Here is a 26,223-nt window from a genome sequence, read left to right as displayed (position 1 = left end):
GAGAACCATTCACTGATCGAGTCCGAAAACAAGACCGTCGCCGAAGTGGGAGAAGGCGAAAAGGCCGCGGCGTTCCAGATCGCCAACAACACGATCGGTTGGGAGCGCGGCAACTTCCTGTTCAACACGGTGGAGACGCTGCTCGGAGACGTCGTCGCCGATGTCGCCGGCGCGACGGGCGATACCAACACGTCGCTTCGCCATGAAAACCCGTTCAATGTCGAAGCCTCGATCACCAATTCCAACGTCACCTCCGATGGCGAAGTGCTTGTCGAGGCGGTATCGAGCGCGCTGATCACCGCGACGATCACCAACGAGGCCTCCGCCTCGGTCGAAGCCCTGTTTGACGGTGCGACGACCGGCTACGGCGCGGTCATTTCCGGCAATAAGGTCAGCAGCACGGCGACCGCGTTCATCAGCGGCGGCACGGTCGTCGCCAAGACGGTCGCGGTCAGTGCCGCCGACGAGGCCGGAATCGAAGCCACAACCGGCCTTGGCGTCAGTTCCCAGCTCGACAACACCAATGGTGTCAACATCGTCAACGAGATCGCCGGCGACATGCTGGACGATTACAAATACACGACGAAGTCGGGCACGCCTCATCTCAACCTGGGCGACACCGTTCGTATCAGCGACGCGGACGACTATGCGGGCACGGGCGAAAAGGGCGGCATCTACCAGTACATGGGACCGGACGGCGCGGCTGTCGATCTGGCGACGGCCAATTTCGACGATTTCGGCCTGTGGAAGAAGCTCAACAGCGACAACCTGATCCCGGCGGATCTGGCCAAGACGGGCCTTTTGGCGGCCGGCATGTCGGAGAAATCCGTGGTCGGCAATGCCACGGGCCTGGGCGGCATCTTCGACCGCAATCAGGTCAAGAGCAATGTGATCGCCAAGCTCGTCAACACGTCGGTGACCACGAACGGCGCGGTTTCGGTCACGGCGGATGAGTCCGCCACCATCACCGCCGTCGACACCAGCGTCATCGATTCCTGGGATTCGACCAGCGGCGTCTCGGTTTCCAATACCGTGCAGGGTGGTGCGTCGGCTTCCGTTGAGAACAGCTCAGTCACCAAGGCAACGAGTGGGATTGCCGGTAACGACCTGACCGTCAAGGCGACGACCAAAGCGACAATCGACGCAACGGCGCTCAGCCAGGCCTATGGCTCGGGCAGCGTCTACGGTTTCGTGCTCGCCTTCAACGCCGTCGGCTGGCAGCCGCAGAACCTGCTCTTCGATGCGGTCGACACGCTGATCGGATCACCCGAGATAGGCAAGGCGCTCGGCAACGAAACACCGGTGCTGACCACCGCCTTCATCACGAACTCCAGCATCGACATCGCCGGCGACATCGATCTGTCGGCCGTCAATGAGGCCGGCATCACCGCCACGACCGGCAACGAAACGGCGATGGACTGGACGAACACGTTCACGCCTTCCGCCAAATATGGCGTCAGCGGCACCGCGGCCGGAGCGATCCTGGCCAGCAACAAGGTCAGTTCGGGTGCGTCCGCCTATATCGACAACAGCGGTACCCCGGCCAGGACCGTCACCGCGGGCGGCGCGGTCGACATCGAGACCTCGAATGCGGCGACGATATCGGCCGACATATCGGTGGTGTCGACAGCCGCGCCGGGCAGCACGCTCGGCGCGCTGCAAGATGTCGTCAGCAAAGTGGCCGATGAACTGGGCGCCGGCGATTACAAATACACAACCAAGTCCGGAACACGCACGGTCGAGAACGGCGACAAGGTCCGTGTCGCGCTCGACTATCTCGACGCCAAATACGATCTCGACACGGTGAGCGGGGCCGTCGACATCACGCATGGCGATCTGGTCGAGAAGGGCGGCACTATCTACCGCTATCTCGGCGACGATCCGATCACCCAGACAAGCGGCATCACCCTGACCGACACGGCGCAGTGGAAGGCCCTCGATGTCAATTCGGGCGAGGTCTACAAATATATCGGCGACACGCCGTTCACCGCTGACCTCGGTGGCGGCTCCGTGGACTATTCCGACATCACGAAATGGCAGCAGCTGAAGACGTCCGACTTCGAGGACATCTTCTTCCCGGCAATCGGCAATGTGGTGACGACCAATTCCAAGGCGATCGGCCTGTCCATCGCCTACAACGACACCCGTGGCGATGCCAAAGCCTACATCAAGGGCACGACTGTCGCGGCCAATGGCGGCGACTTGACGGTTGCGGCCAAGGGCGCCTCGACGATCACGGCCTACACCACGAACACGGTTTCGGCCGCCGGCGGCAGCGGCATCGACGGCTCCGGCGACGTGCTCGGCTTCAGCGGCCAGATCGACACCAATGTCGTGCTCGGCAAGACCTCGGCCAGCATCGAGGACAGTTCGGTCACCGCCAGCGGCAACCTGGTCGTGTCGGCGGATAACGAGGCGCGCATCGACGCCAGGCTTTATTCGTCGGGCGTATCCGGCGCGACGGCTGTCGGTGTGACGCTCGCCTACAATTCCGTCGGTTGGGAAGCGCAGAACATTCTGTTCAACACGCTCGACACGCTGATCGGTTCGCCTTACCTCGCCGACAATGCCTTCGACGGCAATGTCGGCGCCGACGCCACCGCCTCAATTCTGAGGAGTTCCGTCGACGCCGATGGCGGCATCGACGTCTCGGCGCTCAACAACGCGCAGATCAACGCTACCGTGTCCAATGCGGCCGTGACCGACACGGCGGCGCTGTACGGGGCATCCGGCGCCTCCTACGGCGCGGTGATATCGGGCAACAAGGTCTCGGGGGCCGCCAAGGCGACCATCGACAACAGTGGCACGACCGGCAAGACGATCAGTGCCGGCGACACGATCTCCGTCACGGCCAACGATTCCTCCGGCATCTATTCGAATTCCAAGCTGGTCGCCGAGACCTCGGTCAGCACCGATGGCGGCGCATCGATCATCCAGGAGACCATCAACGACATCCTGCCGGCCGATTACGACACGAAGCCTGACGCAGGCATCGGCACCAAGATCCGCGACATCAAATTTGGCGACCGTGTGCGCATCGCCGACGACTACACCGGTAATGTGGTCATCAATCTCGACCAGATGCTGCCGCCGTCGAAATTCCCGATCTCGAACGGCGACGCGGTCCAGTTCGAGGCTCCCGAAGGCGAGGACAGTGGCCCGATCTACCGGTACAATGGCGAGGACGGCGTCATCGATCTCGAGGCGCTGGTCAATGCAATCGACGCTGGCACGGAAGACATCGACAACGATCCTAACTGGACCCGCATCGGCGGTAACGCCGGCAGCATCTATATCTACATGGGCGACAACTCGAGCGGTCAGGGGCTCGATCTCGCCAGCACCGACTTCACTAATCTCGGCTATTGGAAGGAAGAGCCGGAGGCGACTGTCCTGCTGCAGGATCTGAACCTGTCGGCGGCGCCCTCGCGGGCGGTTGGCGGCCTGGTGGTCATGAACGACGTGCGCGGCGGTTCCGACGCCTCGATCAAGAACGCCACCGTCTCCACCACTGCCGGCGACGTGCAGGTTGTGGCGCTGGAAAGCGCCGACATCAAAGCCAAGGTTGACACGTCGATCACGGCGAATGGCGGCAGTTCGATCGACTGGGACGGCGATTCCAAGACCGACGGCAGCAACGGCAAGCCGGCCGACACGGATCCCGGCACCGACCACAAGCCGGGCTCGCCGGCCGATCCGGCCAATCCTGTGACACCGGCCGATCCGAAGGAAGAGACACCGGCAGACAAGGTGTTGGCGATCAACGGCACCATCGCCACCAACATCGTGCAGAGCAGCGCCACGGCTACGATCTCCAACAGCGACGTGACCAGCGCCGGCGCCGTGACCGTGGCCGCGCAGAACGTGTCTGCAATCAAGGCCGATACGCAGAGTTCGGCCTACACAAGCGGCGGCGACACGGGCGGCGTGACGCTCGCCTTCAACACGATCGGCTGGAAGGCGAGCAATGTGCTCTTCAACGGCGTCGACGCCCTGCTTGGCGACGACCTGATCGCCGACGCGTTCGGAGGCCGCAATCCGGCGATGACGCAGGCGACCATCGTCGATTCCAACATCGCGGCCGGTGGCGCCGTTTCGGTGACGGCCGACAACAAGTCGATCATCGACGCTACGGTCGGCAACAAGGCTACCTCGTCCTCGACCTCGATTTCGGGCACGGACGGCAAGGCCTTCGGCTTCATCCTGGCGATGAACAAGATCGCCAGCGAATCCACGGCATCCATCGACAACAGCGGTGCCTCGACGGCCCAGGTCAAAGGCACGGACGTCACGGTGGCCTCGACAGACGATGCCTCGATCACGTCCGACGGTAAAGTTCAGGCGCTCGCCGAGATCAAGAACGATTACGGCGCCTCGGTGGTCACCAATCTGATCAATTCGGCGCTCGGCAGCTATCAGTTCACCACCAAGTCCGGTGTCCAGACTGTCAACAGCGGCGACCTCGTCTATATCGACGACGATACGGGCCTCAACGGTCCGGCAACCGGCGAAAAATGGGTTTATGACGGCCCCGACGGCGCGTCGATCGATCTGTCGAGCATCGATTTCTCGGACGGCAACTGGTCCAAGTTCATCGCTACCGACATTGTCGACTGGATCAACACCAACCTCGTGCCCAGCCTGGCCGGCGGCAGCGCCATCGCGGCGGGCGGCATTGCCACCCGCAACGACATTGACAGCGGTGCGTCCGCCACGGTCACGGCTGCCAGTATCATCGCCACCGGCAACGTGCTGGTCTCGGCGCTGCAAACCGGGATGATCACCGCCACCACCACGGCGCGCGTGGAAGCTACGGGCAGCGCCAAGGGCAAGTCGATCGCCGTCAACGGCGTCATCGCCACCAACAACGTCGTCAGCCATGCCACCGCGCTGGTCGAGGACAGTCACGTCGAAGGCGCCGACCTCGCCGTCACGGCGGAAAGCCACGCGTCGATCGACGCCTCGATCGACGCCGACACGATCGCCAAGGCGACCGCGGCCGGCATCACGCTGGCTTTCAACACGATCGGGCTCGCCGGGCAGAACTTCCTGTTCAACACCGTGGATGCATTGGTCGGCACCAATCTTGTCGACACCATCTACGGCCACGATCCGGCCGCGCAGGTCAGTGCGCGGATTTCGAATTCGACCACCGACATGAGCGGTGCCCTGACCGTCTCGGCGACGGCTTCGCAGACGATCAACGCGGAAATCTCCAACTACGTGAAGACCCTGCGCGGCGGTGCCCCGACGGCGGTCAGCGTGGGCGGCGTTTTCGCCCTCAACCGGGTCATCAATTCCGTCGAGGCGGCGATCGAGGACTCGACCGGCATCGACGCCGACGGCTTGGTCACGGTCTCGGCCAGCAACATCAGCGAGATCACATCGCATGTGGTCCTCCCCGTCATAGCCATCAACTACACTTACGGCCAGGATCCTGACGGTAAATCCGTTTCGATCGGGCTGGTGGTGTCGCGCAATGCGATCGACGCCACGGTTTCCGCCACCATCGACAATGTGTCCGACCTCAATGCGGGCAGCGTCTCGGTCACCGCTTCCCAGGCTGGCAAGATCGATGCCACGGCGGCGGCGGCTTCTGTGTCGGTGGCCGCCGGAACTGGCAGCGGGCTGGCAGTCGGCGTCGCCGGCACCATTGCCTTCAACACCATACTGGGCGCGGTCGGCGCGCTGATCCAGGACAGCGATGTGCAGGCGACCGGCGACGTCACCGTGTCCGCCACCAACAGCGCCGACATCGACGCCACCATTGCGGCCGCGGCCGCCTCGGTCGCCGGAGGTTTCAATTCGTCGGGCACCGCGATTGCCGTCGGGATCGTGCTTGCCTTCAACTATGTCGGCTATGCCGGCAGTATCGAAGCACCCGGAGTGGCGACACCGCTGAAAACCGAGGCGCGCATCCGCAATTCCAGCGTCGGCGGTTCCAAGTTCGGCGTGTCGGCGACGTCCGGCCAGACCATAGATGCGCTTACCGTTGCAGGTTCCGTCGCGGTCGGCATTTCGGCGTCCGGCAACGGCACATCCTTCAGCGCCGGTGGCGTGTTTGCCCAAAACAGCATCGCAGCCGACACAACGGCACTGATCGACGGCGGCACTGTCGCCAACGGCAAATCGACCATCACCGCCGGCGCCGGCGGCGTCGATGTCGAGGCAGTGAACACAAGCGAGATCCATGCGCTGGCCGCGGCCGCAACGGTCGCCGCGTCCTTTGCCGCTAAAAATGCGACCGCTATATCGATCGGCCTTGCCGTCGCGCTCAACGACATCAAGGGCAGCGTTGGCGCCGGCGTCGCCGACACGGATGTGACTTCGGACGGAGCGGTCAAGGTAAAGGCCGACAATCACGCCGTCATTGATGCCAAGGGCGCCGCGGCGTCGATAACGGTCGGTTTCTCCGGCAACAATTCGATCGCCATCAGCGGCGCGGGCGCCGCGCTGTCCAACATCATCAACGTCGATACTTCGGCTTCGATCGTGGACTCGGACATCATCGACAGCGCCAGCGTCGATGTCGAGGCGCTGAGCGGATCGACGATTACCGCCACCGTGCTTGCCGCGTCCGTCGGCATCGGCGTGGGCGCGAATGCCGGCATCGGCGCCTCGATCGGCGCCGCCGTCGCCATCAATCGCATCGGCGACTGGTCGGTCGAGGAAGAGGAAGACGATGCGAGCGGCCAGACCTTGCCGACAGGCAATGCAACGCTTGCCAGCGACGGCACCAACGGTGTGCGCGCCTTCATAAGCAACACCGATGTGAACAGCGACGGCCAGGTGAAGGTCGATGCGCATTCCACCGGTTCGATCGAAGCCATTGTCGCGGCTGGGTCGGTTGCGATCGCCGGCGGCGGGTCGACCGGTGTCGGCGTCAGCGTCGCGGGCGTCTACACGCTGAATTTCGTCGCGGTGGCGACCCAGGCCTATATCACCGACGCCAGCAGCGTCTCCGTCGGATCGATCGACATCTCGGCCAAGGACGAAACGACGATCAACGTGCTGGCCGGCGCGGCAAGCCTTGCCGCCGGCATGGCCGGCACCACCGGCGTCGCCGTGTCGATCGGCTTCGCCATGGCGCAGAACAAGATAGAGAACAACGTTGCCGCCTATCTCAAGAACGCCGACAGCGTGGACGCGACGGCGGGCGGCATTTCGATAAGCGCCGAAAACGCCGCCAAGATCCACTCGACGGTTGCCACCGCCTCCATCTCGGTGGCTATCGGCGGCTCCGCCGGTATTTCGTTCAGCGGCGGCGGCGCGGTGGCGCTCAACAACATCGCCACCGACACCAATGCCTTCATCGAGGCGAGCGGCATTTCACAGGCGGATTCCATCTCGGTCACCGCGAGCGGGTCCTCGACCATCAAGGCGGAGACGCTCGCCGTGTCGCTTTCGCTCGGTATCGGCGGCGATGTCGGCGGCGCGGCATCCTTCGGCGCGGCAGTGGCGGTCAACGAGATCGGCCATGGCGAGGCGGACCGCGACCAGGTGCAGGCCTATGTGCGCGGCAGTTCCATCGAAGCCACCGGCGCGCTTACGCTGGGCGCGACCTCGAGCGGAACCATCGACGCCATCGTCGCCGCCGGGTCGGCCGCGATCGGCGCCGGCACGGCCGGCGTAGGCATCAGCGGCGCCGGCGCCGGTACCCGCAACACGGTCGCGGTGCGCACCGCCGCGTTCCTCGACGATCCGAGCGATCAGGCCGGGTCCGTCATCACGGTCGGCTCGGCGGCTATCGGCGCCACCGACACGTCCCACATCAACGCGATCGTCGGGGCGGCGTCGCTGGCGGCCGGCTTCGGCGCCGTGGGTGTCGCCGTCACCATCGGTATCTCGGTCGCTCTCAACGACATCCACAACGACACCTATGCGGGCATCCTCGATGGGCAGACACTAACCACGACATCGGGCGCGATCTCCGTCAAGGCTACCCAGAACGCCACGATCGACGCCATCTCGGTGGCGGCATCGATCGGCATCGGCATCGGCGGCGCCGGCGGCATCGCGTTTTCGGGCGCGGGTGCCGCTGCCAAGAACACGATCAACGACAACACGATCGCGACCGTCGTCGGCAGCACGCTGGTCAGCGCCGGCGCGGTTACCGTCGAGGCGCTTTCGACATCCTCCATCACCGCCAAGATCGCCGCGCTGTCGCTCGCGGTCGGGGCGTCGGCAGGTCCCGGTATCGGCGCCGCCATCGGTGTCTCGGCCGCCATCAACCGGATCGGCAACTGGACTGTTCCCAACAATCCAGACAATGATCCGACCCTGGCGCCGATCTTCAACGCGACCGGCAGCGGTGGCGTCAGTGCCACGATCATCAACAGCGGCGTGACGGCGGGCGGCACGCTGACGGTTCATGCCAAGGCCGACCAGACAATCGACGCGTTGGTCATCTCTGGCGCCGTAGCGCTCGGTGCCGGAACCGTCGGTGTCGGCGTCGCCGGCGCGGGCGTCTACACCGAAAACATGATCGGCGTGCTGACCGAAGCCTCGATCACCGGCAAGTCCGCCGCCGACAAGGCGACGATCAGGGCGGCCAATGTGACGGTGGGCGCGGAAGATACCTCGCACATCACGGCCAAGGCCGGCGCCGCCGCGATCTCGGCGGCCGTCGGTCTAGTGGGCGCCAGCGTCAGCTTCGGTGTCGCGATCGCCAAGAACACGATCGCCAACGATGTCGACGCCCATCTCGATTTCGCCGATGTGGCGGTCACCGACATACCGATCCACAATCCGACTTACACCAGCGGTGTCGAGACGAACGTGCCGGCACCCGCCGCCGCACCGGGCACCATCACGGTCTCGGCTACGGAAGGTGCGACGATCGACGCCATTTCGGCCGCTGCCGCCGTCGCAATTTCCGGAGGTGCGGTGGCCGTATCCGTCGCTGGCGGCGGTGCCGTCGCGACCAACGTCATTCTCGGCGGAACCCGCGCCTACGCGCTCGACAGCGTCCTCGACGCGGGCGGCGACATTGGCTTCAGCGCCGCGAACACATCGGCCATCACGGCGGACATTGTCGCCGCGGCCGTTGGCGTGGCGATCGGCGGCGTTGCGGTCGGTGCCTCGCTCGGTTTCGGCGTCGCGCTGAATTCCATCGGCTACACGGTCGGCGGTGCGCGCTCCGCTGTCGAGGTTTCAGCCTATCTGAAGGACACCAATGTCGACACATATGGCGCGCTCGGCGTGTCGGCGAACTCCGACCAGTCCATCGATGCCAATGTCGCCGCCGCATCGGTCGCCCTCTCCCTCGGCATGTATTCCTTCAGCGCCGCGGGCGCGGCCGCCACGACGCTGAATCGCGTCGGGGCCGACGTGCACGGCTTCATCGAGGGTGGCATCATCAAAGCCGGCGACGTTGCCATCGAAGCGATCGACTCGTCTTCCATCGATGCTTTTGCCGGCGCGGCCGCGGTGGCCATCTCCGTCGGCTTCGGCGGCGGCAGCAGCGCGCTGGCGCTGGGCGTCGCCTATGCCGAGAACCTGATCTCCAACGACATCTCGGCCTACGCCGAGAACACCAACATCACCGCGACCGGCCAGATTCCGGTGCAGTCGAACGGCTATATCTACACCTTGCCCGGCGCTGTTCACCCGGGCACGGGCATCTCGACCGTGGTCAACAACGTGCTCGTCTTTATCCCGCCGGTGTACGATCGCGTCATGCCGGCCTATCAGGCCAAAACTGGGTCGCTGGCGATCACCGCCAGGGAAAGCGCCTCGCTCTCGTCCGCCGCCATCATGGCCTCGCTGGCGGCATCGACGGATATCGGCGTCACCGTCGCCGGTGGCGGCGCGGTCACTAAAAACACCGCCTCATCAAGCACGGCGGTCTCGCTGACCGGCAGCACCATCAACGTCAACGGCGCGTTCACCATGAGCGCGCGCGACGTAACCTCTGTGGTCACTGAGGTCGAGGCGATTTCGCTGGCGATCGGCATCTTCAGCCTTGCCGCCGGAGGCGCATCGGCGCAATCCAATGTCAATTCCAGCGTTTCGGCGGAGATTTCCGGCTCGACGGTCACGGCCGGGGCGGTCGATGTCGAGGCGGTCATGACACCGAAAGCGCGCTCGCAGGCGGCCGGCGTCAACGCCGGCACCGCCGCGGTCGGTGTGTCGGTGGCCAAGGCCTATGTCGACACGCATGTGAGCGCCCAGACCAGCAGCACCACGTTCAATGTGGACAGCCTGCGCATCGCCGCAAGCCAGACGCTGCCTTCGATCGGCGATACCGCCAACGCCAAGGCGCAAGGCCTTGCCGGCGGCCTAATCGGCGTCGATGCGACGATTACCGAAGCGATCAACACCAGCACGGTGGTCGCTCTGCTCGGCGCCGGCACGCTGATCACGGCGGCCCGCGGCGTCAGCGTCGCGGCGCAGAACGACAGCCGCCAGCGCGCCGATTCCAACAGCGCTGCCTACGGTCTGGTCGCCGCGGGCGCCACCAAGGCCAAGGCGCAGTCGCTGCAGCATTCCAACAATGGCGTGCCGGTGGCCAACACCACGGCCCAGGTGGCCGACAATGTCACGATCAGCGCTGGTGCGATGAGCATCTCGGCGCTGGGCAGCGACGACAACAAGGCATCGAGCTCGCCGGGCGCCGGCGGCCTCGTCGGCATCGCCGCTGCGGTGGCCGACACGACCTCCAACGCCGTCACTCAGGCGGTGCTGGGAAACAACACGCAGGTAACGCTGTCCAAGGCCGCTACCCAGTTGGCGGGCGAGAGCGCTGCGGCCTTCACCGCCTACCAGGGCATCGCCGGCCGTTTCGCCATGACCTCCGACCATCTGGCGCGCGCCAACACGGTGATCGTCACCAGTGCCTATGGCTTGCTTTCCGGTTCGGGCGCCGAGGCCGACAACAACATCAACTCGACCTCCAACGTGATCGTCGGCGACGGCGCCAAGGTTACCGCCTATGCGATCAACGCTACGTCGCTCAACCGGTTCGACAAGCCGAATATCGGTGACAACGTCAACGGCAGCACCGGCGGCCTGGTCAACGGCGCGGGCGTCAGCAGCGACACGCACCTGACGCTGAACACCAAGACGCTGGTCAAGAACAACGCCCAGCTCAAGGTGATCGGGACGTCGATCAACGCCGGCGAGTTCACGCTCGCGGCGCGGAACGACATCACCTTCTACGAGAACGTCTCCTACAAGGGCGGCGGTCTCGGGTCCGGCATCGGCGCAGAGAGCACATTTGACGCCGACAATGTCTTCGCGACCGTCCAGATCGGCACCAACACGGCCGTCGACAGCAATGTCGAGCTGAGCACCGTCGGCGAGATGGATCTCAAGGCCGACACCAACGCAAACGCGGAACTGCATGTCAGCGTCGACAACTATGGCGGCGTGACCGTGTCCGTGGCCGACGCCACCATCAATCTCAGCCCGACCAACAGCATCCTCGTCGGCAACGGCTCGCACATCAAGGCGCTGTCCGACGTCAACATGCTGTCGGGCATGGATGCCAACTCCAACCATGACGTCTATCGCGTGGCGGTCTACAGCGACACCTTCGCCGGCAGCGTCATCCCGATCGACCACGTGGTTTCAGACGCGCTCCTGTACCAGGAAAACGTGATCACCATCTATGCCGCCGCGCTGGTCGAAACGGGCGGAAATGTCAGGCTGTTCGCCGATAAATCCGCCTTCGCCGACATGACTTCGCAAGGCAAGGCGGTCAACTGGGCGTCTTCGCTGTCGGGCGCCATCGACAAGGCGCTGGGTGGCAATGCCTATGCGCAGTTCGACGGCACCGCGCACACCGATTCGCACGCCTTCGTTACCGTCGACGGCACGGTGAGGACCGGCCTCAACCGCAACATCAATATCACCATCAACAGCATCGGCGGGACCGCGGCCAACCCAACGATCGACTATAGCGGTCCCGGCTCCGAGACCGTCTCGCTGAGCGTTGATCAGGCGCCGCTGGTTTCCGGTTATTTCGACCTGATCGCCGATGCCGAAAGCAAGAAGGCCCAATACGCCGACAACCAGGACCTCGTCGATTTCTACGATCGCGAGATCGCCCGCATGACCAACGAGTTGCTCTTCCTTGGGCTTGCCAAGGTGGAAACACTGGTTGACGGTAACGGCAATCCGATCCTGGATTCGAACGGGCATGTCCAGACCGCGCTTTTCGCGGTCCAGAAAAAGGTGCTGACAATCCATGTCGACCCGATCCTGGCGGCGGCCGGGTACATTGATATCCGGGGCGATGTGCTGCAGGGCCAGGGCAAGCTCGACGCGCCCGGCAACGTCAACGTCACGATCGTCAACAACACGGTCGCCTTCCTCGACATCGGCGGCATCTATATCCCCGAGAACAATGGCGGCGTCTATTTCAACGGCTTCCAGAACGAGATTTCGCAGATCGACAATCCGGCGACCGATCCGGTCGTGGTGCGCGGCCTGCTCAACGGCGTAATCGCCGCCCAGAACCAGGCCAATGCCAACTCCGACAATTCGGACGGCCAGCGCGGCGGCGAGCCGGTGTTGGTGCCGGGCCTCGTCAACCTTGACATCACCCGTACCTTTGGTGTTGCGCCGGTCAACAAGGTGCTTATCCAGAACACGCTGATCGTCGATACCAACCACAACCCGTGGCCGGGAATAACGATTTCCGGCGACATCGACGCGATCTCGGCCGACGTCACGATCGACAACAGCGTCGGCTCTGGCAACATCACCATCACCGGCAGTATCCACAGCGCCTCGTTGAAGGTCATCACCGCCGGCATGGTGGTGATCGACCTGCCGCCGGGCAGCGTGCTCAACACCGGCGGCGACCCCTATATTGCCTGGAAGCAGATCACCAGTCCGGATGGTATGGGCGCGGCGACCGACGCCAACCGCGACGCCGAACTCGCCAAGCAGCCGACCAGCGGCATCTATGCCAGCCTGATCTCGATCAACGCCGAATATGTGAACCTCAACGGCCTGATCCAGAGCGGTTCGAGCGACTATGTCATGAACATCGGCGCCGACACGATCGCCGAGATCGACCAGATCAAGAAGGACATTGCCAGCGGCAAGATCCAGGGCGGCAAGGTCATGCTGAAGACCGCCCAGTACAACGAATTCAAGGCGTACTGGGATTCCGACCTCGGCAAGATCGTCATCCAGGAGTTCAGGACGCCGGCCGGATCGATCACGATCACCGGCAAGCTGATGAACACCGGCAACGGGCAGATCAAGGCGCTCGGCGCCTATGTCAACGTCACCGTCAACAATGCGTCTAACTACGACGTGCTGATCAAGCGGATCGACGTGACGGAGCGCGGCCTCGGCACGATCATCCTCAACGACAAGTCGAAGCGTACCGATGGCGGCTACACCCAAACCTGGTACCAGACGCAGATCGACGGCACGGTCGACGTGCGCGTTGTCGACTTCGCGCCGGTGCTGAACGCGCTCGGCGCAAATGGCCAGCCCGTACCGACCAAACAGATGGTCGAAGCCGGAGCGGCAACACTCAACACCTATACAGGCCAGCACAACGGCACCTGGGACTACGTCACGCAGTACAACCCGCAGGCGGGATGGCGCTACGGTTGGTCGGTTGCGACCAAGACACTGGAAAGCGTGACGACCACCTATGGCACGTCGGCCTGGCTGGGGATCGATTTCCTTGCCAGGGATCCGGACAACGTCGTCAATACGGAATACACGCTGCTCGAGAAGCCGACCCTGGTCCCGGGCAGCGATTATTTCTACCAGAGCAACGTCTCCGACCCCTATACCCACAGCTCGTCGACCGTGACGCTGAGCCAAACCGATCCAGTGCCTGGCGACAAGTGGACGACCAGCACCTGGTACGGCAAGAAGACCTATTATCAGAAATTCACCGTCGAGCGTCGTACGCAGACGACGGCGACCAATTCGATCAAGGCTGATCTGCCGGTGCAGATCAGCTTCATCGGCTACGAGGAAGCAACGGTTAAGGTCAATTCGACCGGGGCCGGCAAGGTCATCATCGACAACGGCATCTACAACGATACGGGCCTTACCCAGATCGTCTCCAACACCACGATCGAGGCCAGCAACGACGATTCCGTCGTGCAGGGCGTGCGCGTCACGCTCGACGGCAATCTGGGCGTCGGGACCGCCGAACGGGCACTGCAGATCGATCTCGTCGACCTCTATCCCCAAGGCTACAAGGGGCAGTCCGGCGTGAAGCCGACCGCCTACGCCTACCTGACCGGCCATTCCGCCAATGGCGACATCTATATCAAGGAACGCACCGGCGACATGTCGATCAATTCGGTCGTTGCCGACAAGGGCAATGTGACGCTGACGGCCCAGGCCGGCATCGTCGTCGCCGATTCCGGGCCCGGCACCTACCTGCAGGGCCTGGTGAAGGGTGCCAAGATCACGCTGGTCGCCGACACCTATGTCGACGGGCAGGGTGCCTTGCCGGCTGGCGCGCAGGGCGGCGTCGGCAATTCGGCGCTGCGTCCGCTGCTGCTCGACTCGGGCAATACCAACGACGACAAGGTCAATATCAGAGCGCAGGGCGACGTCTTCGTTTCCGAGGTTGCCGGTGACCTTCACCTTGAGCGCGCCATCACCCAGGGCGACGTCTGGATCCAGGTCCAGAACGGCTCGCTGCTCGATTGCGACGACGTCTCGGTCAAGGACAAGCGCACCTATGACGAACTGAAGGCCGGCGTCTGGACCGACCTGCAACTGACCGGGACCACCGGCGTGCAGGACAAGATCAACTCGACGCTGCTCGGCTACGAGTTGCTGAAGCGTGGCGATTACGACACCTATTGGCGCCTCAAGGCGAACTACGATCAGGTCTCGGGGACGGTGAAGCTCAGCGATGCCGAGCGGCAGTACTACGAGGACACGCTTTCCCCGGCCGACGCCGCGGCAGCGATAGCGACGCTTGAAGCCTCAAGGACAGCCCAGTTCACCGCTCTTGATGCCATCTACGCAAGCTACGGCTCCATCTACCGTGCGGACATCGAGGTCGCTTACAAACAATATTGGGCCTATCGCCATACACAGGCGAATTCGACGACCTACAATCCAGGCACCACCGTCGGCCTGACGGCGAGCCAACTCGCCGATTATGCCGACCTGCAAATGATGTTCGGCCGCCTCGGCGAGGCGCAGCAGGACACGACGCTGTTCATGAGCGCCGATATCAATGCCGACTATGACCGGTACTGGGGATATCGGAGCGGCCAGACCGATCCGACGAAGTTCGATCCCGAATATGTCGTGGCCATCACCGGCGCCGAACTGACCGCGCTCACCAGTGACTTGACCACGCAAGGCCAGCTTAGCGGTCTTTCCGGCAGCGCACTCGACGCCTATGTCGCCGATGGGATCCAGACCGAGCGCGATATCCGCACCACGGAATACCGCAAGCTCAACGAGCAGTTCGGTACGCTGAACGAGACGCAGAAGGACGCCAGCCGAACCTTCGGATACAAGCTCCTGTTTGCCGTGGGAGACAAGGCGACCGAACTCACCAGCACGATCAAGGTCTGGTCGGAGGCAGAACTGCTCAACGCGTTCGGATCCGGACTGACCAAGTCGGTGACCGATACCGAGGTGGTGATCGAAAGCGCCAACATCGTCGGCAAGAACATCGAGATTCACACCAGCCAGAACATCGGCGTCGTGCTGGGCGAACTCAACATCGATCTCAGCGATGGCAACAAGCACATCATCCTCACCGATGACCAGCGCGTCGCGCTCGCTGCCGCCGAGCGGCAGGACATCGTCTATGTAGGCGGCTATGAGACCTCGCCTGGCGTCGTCGCCAGCTCCTACATCGCCTCCACGGTCGTCAACTTTGCCGCCGTGGCCGGCGGCACACAGGGTACGATCACCGCTGCCAGCGCCTGGCCGGCGGGCATGTTCAAGCCGGGTGACCTGCTCTACATCGCCGGAAACACGCAGAACACGACCGAGGACGACGCCTATTTCACCGTTGCCTCGGTGGTCGGCAACGTGATTACGGTCAACCTGGCTCCCGATCAGTCGTTCGTCACCGAGCTCGGTCGCACGGTCACGCTCGCCGCCGTCGTCGACGATCCGCTGAGCACGACCGAGCGCATCACCCGCATCATCGTCAATCGCCGCGAAGACGTCGACGTGACGGTGGGCAACCTGCTTACGGCCAAGGCCGGGGGCGCTATCTATCTCGGTTCCGAAACCACCATCAAGCTCGGCAATGTGGTTGCCGGCGAGGGTCACGCGAACGGCGACGACATCCGCATCAAGACCAGCGGCAGTCTGATCAACGGCGCGACGAGCGGCGTCAATCTGGACGGCGCCAACATCCTGCTGGAAGCCAGCAAGGGCCACATTGGCGAGGCCGGCGCTGCCGTCACCGTGACGATGCGCGGCCAGGGCGGGCTCATCGCCAGGGCACAGGACGATGTCCGCATCACCGCTCCGACCAGCGACCTCAGGGTGGAATCCGTCTATTCGAAGAGCGGGGACGCCTTCCTGACCGCGACGGCGCAGTCGATCCTCGACGCGCTGCCGGGCTCGACCGCGACCAAGGTGCAGGCGCAGCACATATCACTCAGCGCCGGCGGAAGCATCGGAACGAGCACCAACGCGCTCGAGATCGACGTCACCGGCAACCTGTCGAGCGACCCTGCGATCAATGCGACGAACCGCGGCACGATCATCGCGATCGCGGGCGGCTCGATATTCCTGACGGAAACGCACGGCGACATGAATGTCCGCGGCATCCATTCGATCAACGGGGATGTCACTTTGGTCGCCGAAGAGGGATCGATCATCGATGCCGAGCTTCCCGATCCAAACTACAATCTCACCATTCCGGACTCGAATATCGACCCGTCGCATCCGACACGGGCGGTCGTGCTGCCGAAGGCCGACGTCATCGGCCGCAACATCAATCTCACCGCGCATCTCGGCATCGGCACCGTCGCCAACGAGCTTGATATCGACAGCTCCGCGTCCGGGCCGGGCACTGTCAGTGCGCACACCGATCTCGAGAGCATCTACTTCATCGAGACCTCGGGCGATCTCGTCCTCAACGAGGTCGGCGCCGGGATGGCCAATGCAGCGGCGTTCGCCGACGCGGTGGCCTTCATCACCGCGGTCAACGGCAGCATCCTGAACGGTCGCACCGACGGCCTTGCCAACGTCATTTCGAAGAAAACCTATCTGTTCGCTTCTAAGAGCATCGGCACGTCCTCGAAGCGCGTCACAACCTCTGTCGCCAACCTCGAATCCTGGTCCTACCAGAACGACACGTGGATTCAGAATCTCGGTGCGCTCGAAGTTGGCGGCGTGCGCGCCGAGACTTCCGGCGTCAATGCCGGGGGCGGCGCCTATATCATGGCGTCGAGCCCGATCCTGATCACCGAAAGCAGTATCGCCCAGCACGCCACGCTCGAATTCTGGGCCGAGGACGACCTTGAGGGCACACACATCGGCGATGACGACCTGCCGGACGACATCACCGTCGCGGCGGGCGTGATACTGGAAGCCTCGGTTGGCGATGTTCGTATCCTGGCGGGCGACAACGTCTATACGGATGCGACCTCGGTCATCATCTCGCCCACCAAGATACTGATTGCCGGCGACTATCAGGCTCCGGCTGTGACAGATCCCGATCCAGGCGTGGGCTCCAGCATCGAACTGCACGGCACGCTGCAGGCGCCGCAGATCGAGATCGCGGGCGGCGGCGACAAGGACAACATCCTGATCGACGTGGCCTCGCTGCGCGGCAACACGCTTGTCCATGGCGGGGGAGACGAGGATCTCATCACCGTCAACAAGCTGCCGTCGATGACCACCTACCTGGGCAAGGACGTGGCGCCGGGCGCCAACGGCCTGCCGGCGTTCGGTCGCGACGCCACCGGTCGCATCATTCGCGACGAACTGACGATCGACGGCGAGGGCGGCACGGATTCCGTGGTCGTCAACATCGAGGGCAATGCCGACTATGTCATGAACATCCATGACAGCGGCGCCGGCGGTGACGGCGTCGACACGCTGACAATCGAGGGCACGAGCGTCGCGGACACGTTCCTGTTCCGCAAGAACTTCATCGCCCACATGGTGCCGGATGGCAGCGGCGGCTACAGGTCCGCCGTCGAGCGCATCAACTATGATGCCAGCAGCAATGGCCGCGTCATCGTCGAAGGCAATGAGGGTGACGACCGCTTCTATTTCGACGACAATTCGGCGATCCTCACCGTTGACGGCGGCATCGGCAACGACTTCTTCCAGGTCGGCCAGATATTCGGGAGCTCACGCGACCAGAAAGTCGATGCGAACGGCAAACTCGACCCGAACGGCGCCTATGCCATCATCTCGGAAGAAGACCGCTTCGCCACGATCGAGACGACCCTTGGCTATCTGTCGCAAGGCATCACGGTGCCGGCCGTGCTCTACGGCGGCAGCGGCGAGGACATGTTCGTCGTCTACTCAAACCACGCCGACCTCAGGCTCGAGGGCGAGGACGGCAATGACGAGTTCATCATCCGCGCCTTCGCGCTGGCCGACGGCGTCAATGTCAAGGTCAATGGCGGCAATGGCGACGACGTCATCCAGTACAATGTCAACGCGCCCGTCAACATCGATGGCGGCGCCGGGTTCGACAGGGTCGTGGTGTTGGGCACCGAGCTCGCCGACACGTTTGTCATCACCAAGGACGGCGTCTACGGCGCCGGCCTGACGGTCAAGGTGAGCAACGCCGAGGCGATGGATGTCGACGGACTCGAGGGCGACGACACGTTCTACGTGCTGTCGACCGCCGACGACATCGTCACCACCCTGATTGGCGGTCTCGGCAGCGACACCTTCAACGTCGCGGGCGACGTAACGCAGACCGTTGTGTCGGACGATACCAATGGCGACAGCGGCACGATCACTCATACGGTGACCAGTGCCGACCCGCGCTACAGCGGCCTGTTCACGCCGGGTGTCGATCTCACCACCAAGGGCAGCACGGCCGTTGCGGTCAATATCGGCGACGGGCTCACGGTCAAGGAAGACGACGCGACCTCGGTGGACAGCTACACGCTGACGCTGCCGATGGCGCCGGTCGCCGGCACCATCGCCTATGTCACGGTTTCGGCCGCGCAGGCGTCGGCCCAGCAGCGTGCCAAGCAGGGCCAGACCATCCTGGTCTCGCTGACCGGAAACGCCGATGACTGGCACGAAGCCGTGACAGTCGCCTTCGACGGTTCGAACTGGCAGGCAGGGCGGCAGATCTTCGTCAAGGCGATCTCCGACAACGCCGAGGAGGGCAAGACTGTCGTTGCCATCAGCCATTCGGTCATCAATGTCGACAGCAATGGCGTCGCCCAGCCGCTTAACAATCTCGAGATCCCGAACGTGCTGGTCACCGTCATCGACGACGACAAACCGGACGCCATCATCACCGAAAGCGGCGGCTCGACGAGTGTGATCGAAGGCGGCGCCACCGATGGCTATACTGTCGTGCTGAACAAGCCGCCGGCAGTCGGCGAAACCGTCACCGTGACATTGTCCTCCAGCAGCAACCAGGTCGATCTATCGCGCACAACCATCAAGTTCGGGCTGGTCGCGGATGCCGCAAACAATGTCCTCGCCTGGAACGACGCGCAGACCGTGCTTGTGTCCTCGCCGACCGATTCCACGCCCGAGAACCGCATCGTCGCCACCATCAGCAATGTCGTCACTTCGGACAAGGCGGATGGCGTCTATGCTGTCGTCGATACCCAGAAGGTCAGTGTCGAGGTGGTCGATTCCGATACGGCAGCGGTTCGGATCATCGAAACCAATGGCAGCACCGTCGTGTCGCAGGCAGGCGAAACCGACAGCTACCAGATCGTGCTGACGACCAAGCCGACAGCGCCGGTCACGGTCCATATTGCCATTGACGGCCAGGCGCGCGTCGATCTTGCCGCTTCCCCAGGCGTGCAACAGGACGCCAGCGGCTATTTCGTGACATTCAACGACACCAACTGGGATCAGCCGGTTACCGTCAACCTGGTCTTCGACGCCGCCGGCCAGGCGCCGCCGGAAGGCATCCGTGTATTCTCCCAGCAGCCGCATGACCTGACCCGCATCGGCGGCCCCCTGTTCGTCGAAGGCGGCGTCGGACCGGAAGACCGTTCGCTGACGCCTTCGGTGGCGCTGCCGGACGAGTTCAACCCGGAAGTGATCCGGCAGATAGAGGTCGATGACGGCACTGATGTGGACCAGCTCGTCGTATTCAGCGACACCGCCCAGGCGCCGCTGACCGGCGTGTTGACCGACACGCACATTTCCGGCCTGGGCATGCCGGCGAACCCATTGTCGGTCGACTACAATGACGGCAATCCGCCGGTCGACGTGCCGCGCGGCATCACCTACACCAACCTGCAGGTGGTCGAGGTTCTGCTTGGCGTGGCCAACGACAACTTCACCATCAACAGCACCAAGGACCAGACCTTGACCGTCGTGCATGGCGGCGGCGGCAGCGATACGCTGACTGTCCACGACAGCACCGGACCGGTCGTCCTGTTCGGCGACACCTCGGCAAACGGGTTGCGGTACAGCTCGACGCCGGGCACGCCGAACGGCACCGCCTATTCGTTCCTCAATACCGGTGACGACATCATCGACGCATCGGGCGCCCATGGTATCGTCGTCATCGACGGAGGCGCCGGCAAGGACACGCTGACCGGTGGCCACAGCACGAACTTCATCGCTGGCGGCGCCGACGCCGACCATATCTTCGGTGGCATCACCGGCAAGAACTGGATCATTGGCGACTCGTCCTTCGACGTCGACTATCTCAACCGCACCGTCATCATCGATGATGACGGCATCAACGCCCAGGGCGTCACCGAAACGGCCGGCGCCGATATCATCACCGGTGGTGACACCGGTGACGTCATCATTGGCGATCACGGCATCATCACGCAGGTTGCGACCATCGCCGGTTCCAGCCTCGTTCTGGTGCCCGGCACGCTCGACATGATGGTTGACCGCGCGGTGATCAAGGTCGAGACTTCGAACCCGTCGGTGGGCGGCAACGACCAGATCGACGCCGGCAAGGGACCCAATATTGTCTTCGGCGGCTTCGGCGCCGACATCATCAAGAGCACCGGCGGTCAGGACCTGATCGTCGGCGACAATGGCAGCGCCGAATTCGCCAACGGTCTGCCGAAGATCGTCAAGACCACCTATCCGCAGTTCGGCGGCGCCGACCAGATCACCAGCGCCGGCGGCCGCAACATCCTGGTCGGCGGCTCGGCCGGGGACACCATCAAGGTCCTCGGCGGCAGCGCCATGGACATCGGCGACGTCGTGCTCGGCGACAATGGCGTGATCCTGTTCGACGCCATCGGCAATGTCACAAGCATCGAAAGCACGGACCCGATCTACTACGGCGACGACGTGATCGAGACGGGTGCGGGCGACAACATCGTGATTGCCGGCTCGGGCAACGACAAGGTGACCTCGCAGGGCGGCGACGATGTTATCCTCGGCGACAATGGCAAGGCGACGTTCGCAAACAACATCCTTCTCCGCATCGAAAGCACCTTCGCTGATTTCGCACCGCTTCTGAACGGCTTGCCTGTGCTGATCGGCTACAAGGATACGATCAAGGCCGGATCGGGCCGCAATGTCGTCTTCGGCGGCAATGGCGACGACGACATCACCGCCGGCGACGGCGACAGCGTCATCCTCGGCGACAACGGCCTGGCGATTTTCGACGCGACAGGCCGGCGTGTCTCGGTCGAGACGACAGATGTCACCTATGGCGGCAACGACACCATCACCATCGCCAGCGGCAATCATGTGCTGATGGGCGGTTCGTTCGCCGACAAGATCGTTGCCGGCGGCGGCAACGATGTCATCCTGGGCGACAACGGCATTGCCCGCTACGTCGGTGGCAAGATGACGTCAGTGCGCAGTGCATGGACCAAGGACGACGGCATCGACGATATCCAGGCGGGCAACGGCAGCCATGTCGTGTTCGGCGGCGGCGCCGGTGACAAGATAAAGATCGGTACCGGCAACAGCGTCGTCTTCGGCGACAGCGGATATGCCGAGTTCGACAACACCTTGCCGACGCTCGCTTATTCGATCGACACGGGCAAGGGTGGTGCCGACACGATAACGACCGGCGACGGCGACAACATCGTGGCTGGCGGCGCCTTTGGCGACACGATAACCACCGGAAATGGTGCCGATGTCATCTTCGGTGACAATGCCCGGTTCGAATTCGCGATCGCAACGGTCCTGGGACAGCGTGTTGCCAACCTGCAGAGAGGCTTCACCATCAATCCGCTTGATGGCGGCAATGACTTGATCAATGCGGGCGGCGGCAACGACATTGCGGTCGGCGGCACCGGCGCGGACGAGATCCACGGTGGCGCGAACGACGACCGCCTGTTCGGCGATCATGCGCTGTTCGACCTGACCTTGCCGGAAAACCAGCGGATCATCTCGATCTACACCACCAATCAGGACGGCGCTGGAAACGACACGATCTACGGCGATGCCGGCAACGATATTATCGTCGGCCAGCAAGGCAACGACCGGCTGTTCGGAGGCGACGGCGATGACGACATCATCGGCGGCCACAATGTAATCGGCGGCGCTGACGGCGACGATTATGTCGAGGGTGGGGCCGGGGAAGACGTCGTGCTCGGCGACAATGGCCTGATCGCCCGCAAGGTGATCGGCGGAACGTCTTGGAAGAACACCGTATGGCAACTCGATCCGGCAATTCCCGGAAAAGCGCCGTCGTTGCTTCGCGACGTCATCCGCTTCGATCTGATCGATGGTGTCGGCGGCAAGGATGAGATCCACGGCGGCGACGGCGATGACCGGATTTTTGGCCAGCGTGGCGACGACCGCCTGTATGGCGACAACGGTATCGACGAGATCGTCGGCGGCCTCGGGTCCGACACGATCGAAGGCGGCGCTGGGGTGGACTATCTGCTCGGCGACGAAGGCCAGATTCTGCGAGCTTTCAACCCCAACGGCACCGCGTTGCTGAACAGCGACGGCAGCTGGCACCGCGATGTGGTGCTGGAAGAAGTCGCCACGATGGTCAGCATCGTCTCGATCAGTTCCAGCAAGACGGTGTCGCGCGCCAATCTGGCATCGAACCTGCTCAGTCCCGACATGCTGCTTGTCGGCGGGGTCGTCAATGCCAACGGCGTCCAGGTGACGTTGGCTGGCGGGACATGGGACACGCAGGCGATCGGCATAGACCTTGAAGCCGCCTATGATGACCACATCGACGGTGGCGACGGCAACGATGTGATCTTCGGCCAGCGCGGCAACGACACGCTGCTTGGCGGGCTCGGCGATGACACGATCTTCGGCGACCGCGCCTCCAACGGGAGCGGTTTCCAGACGGACCTGCCCAAGATCGTCAATGCCTATCACATCATCGGCGCGGCGGCGGGTCTCAACATCTCGCTGCCGATCGGCGGCCAGCTGGTGGTGCCGGGTGCAAACCTGCTGCCATCGGAATTGACGAATTCCTTGCCGCAGCTGGAGATTCTGCCGGGGGCCAGCGGCTTCCTTGGCGAGTTCTCGGCCAAGAACGACATCATGCGCGTCGATGGAAAGCACATCGAGGTGTTTGCCTCGGTACTGTCGGATGTGACGCGGGTGAAGGACCTGGCTTACGGCAATGACATAATCGACGGCGGCGCCGGCAACGATAGCATTTTCGGCGACGACGGACGGATCACCGCCATCACCGAGACCGGCCTGGCGGCTATCGACAACGAGGTTGCCGGCCTGTCGGTTTCGATGAACGACCTGCTGCTCGACCTGTCATCGCTTGGATTTGCCAAAAATGCGCTCGATGCGGCTCCAAAAGCGGCCATCGTCAATGTGACGGTTGGGGCGGACCAGATCACCGGCGGCGATGGCGACGACACGATATTCGGCGATACCGGGACCATAATCGTGCCGGCGACCGCGCTGACCATGGTCGGCACCAACCTCACCGCTGGGGCGCTCAGCCTGCACAACTGGCTGATGGATTTCCAGACCGTGGTCACTGACATGTCGTACACGGCGCATGCCGCCGGCGAACAGGTGATCGCCGATTTCGGCGTCAAGACCAATACGACGAATGCCACCTTCGTTGCCGGTCAGTCGACGCTGCGGGGCGCAACCTATCGGCTGAACATCGGCAATGACGTCGTCCATGGCGGCCTGGGCAACGATTTCGTCGTCGGCGACAACGGCATCGTCGTGCTGCCGGCGGTGAGCGCGGCGAATTCAGCCACGCTGGCCGGCGTCTCGACGGCCGAACTCTCCGCCGTCAACGCCGCGCTGGCGGCGCAGGACAAAACCCGGACCACCGCTCTGGCGGCCCATATGGCGCGCGACCATGCCATCAACGCCAACGCCAACAATGTTGGCAACTGGGTGTTCGGTAACGGTCTGGGCTATGCGCTCAATGTCGGCAACGACCAGATATTCGGCGATGCCGGCAACGATGTCCTGATCGGCGACGTAGGACTGATCGAGCAGCCGATGCTGACGATCGCGAGCACGTCGTCGACCGCCAAGCCGATTGCCGACGGTCTGCAAGACGCCTTCTTCAAGACGATCGATCGGCTTTATCTGGGCAATATCAGCGCGACGCTGGCGCGCGCCGAGGCTTGGGGCGTACAGTCGACGCTTACGGCTTCCAAGACCATCGATTGGTCGCAGAACGGGTCAAGGAGTTCCTGGCTGCTCAATACCCAGGACAAGCGCCAGTCTCAGCGTCCTGCCGCCGATTACATCGTCCTCGACAGCGATGTCATGGACGGCGGCATTGGCAATGACCTGATGTTTGGGGATATGGCGGCCATCGTTCCGATCGTCACCGGCACCACGGGCGCCGGCATGATCCAGAGCATGCGGGTCCTGCCTGTCGGAGAAACCGCTGCTACGCTGACGGCGACGCTCCGTTACGTCTACAACTATGGCGCGTTCGGGGCCTTGCATGGCGCCTTGGCGACCGATGTGAACACGCCATCGCTGTTCAAGATCGATGCTGATCGGCTTATCGGCAACGACGGTGACGACGTTCTCTATGGTCTGCTCGGCGACGACTATATTTCGGGCGGCGCCGGCAACGATCAACTGTCCGGCGGCAACGGCTTCGATACCGTCAATGGCGGCATCGGCACCAACATCTATGCCTTCGATCGGACACGCGACAAAGTCGAGGCCGGCGGCGGCACGGATGTGGTCCGTCAGTCGCTGGATGCAGGCTCCAGCAGCCTGGTGCTGGGCAGCTCCTGGATCAGCCCCTTGATGACGCAACTTGGCGCCAATGTCAGGACCGCGGCAGCATCGCTGGACCCGATCGGATTGAATTCGGTCAGAGTTGGCGCCGCATCAGCCCCGGCAAATGGCATCAGCACAACGCCCAAAATCATCAACACGGTCGCTCAGCCGCCGGTCTATCGCCCGACCGCCGACTTGACGTTCATAAAGGGTTTCGATGAAACGACGCTGCCCAACGCGGCCGGACTCCTGATGGCGTTTGCGGCTGCCAAGCCGCAAACGGATGTGCAGGTTTCCGCTGCGGCGGTGAAGCCAGCGGCTGCTCCGGCAGTGGCAGCTCCGGCTGCGAAGGCTCCGGCTGCGCCTGTGGTGACAGCGGCAACTCCGGCAACGAAGGCTCCGGCTGCGCCTGTGGTGACAGCGGCAGCTCCGGCAGCGAAGGCTGCGGCTGCGACCATGGTCAAGACAGTGGCGGCTCCGGCGGCGAAGGCTTCGGTTGCTCCCGTTGTCAAGACGGTGGCGGCTCCGGCGGCAAAGACTTCGGTTGCGCCCGTGGTCAAGACAGTGGCGGCTCCGGCGGCGAAGGCTGCGGTTGCGCCCGTGGTCAAGACAGTGGCGGCTCCGGCGGCGAAGGCTTCGGTTGCGCCAGTGGTCAAGACAGTGGCGGCTCCGGCAGTGAAGGCTGCGGTTGCGCCTGCGGTGAAGGCTTTGGCTACCCCCGTGAAGAAGAAAAATACAGCGGCGCCGTCTCAACTGATATCGGGCATTCGCAGCGGCGACATCACCATCAAGGGCACCACAGTCGTTCCGACGCCTTCGAAAGATGTCATTCGCAGTGTTGGCAATGTAACATTCCGGATCAGGGAAGAGGCCGCCCCCTACATCGATCGCGACGTCCTGTTCTTCGATGCCGAGACCGGTTCGTTTGAGCTGCCCGCCGATCATGACGACGATATCGCTTTTCACTAA

General features: G+C 63.4%; 1 protein-coding gene (running past one end of the window). It reads left to right on the top strand.

Annotated elements, in window-relative coordinates; all coding sequences use genetic code 11:
- Nucleotides 1–26,223, top strand: the 3' portion of a protein-coding gene (locus EB230_RS28050; protein ID WP_172374338.1) for an LEPR-XLL domain-containing protein. 3,996 nt of this gene lie to the left of the window's left edge; 26,223 of the gene's 30,219 nt are visible here — the last part of the coding sequence; the start codon falls outside the window, past its left edge; it ends in the stop codon at nt 26,221–26,223.

The sequence above is a fragment of the Mesorhizobium sp. NZP2234 genome (assembly GCF_013170765.1).
Lineage (GTDB): Bacteria > Pseudomonadota > Alphaproteobacteria > Rhizobiales > Rhizobiaceae > Mesorhizobium > Mesorhizobium loti_D.
This window is presented reverse-complemented; position numbering and strand designations above follow the sequence as displayed.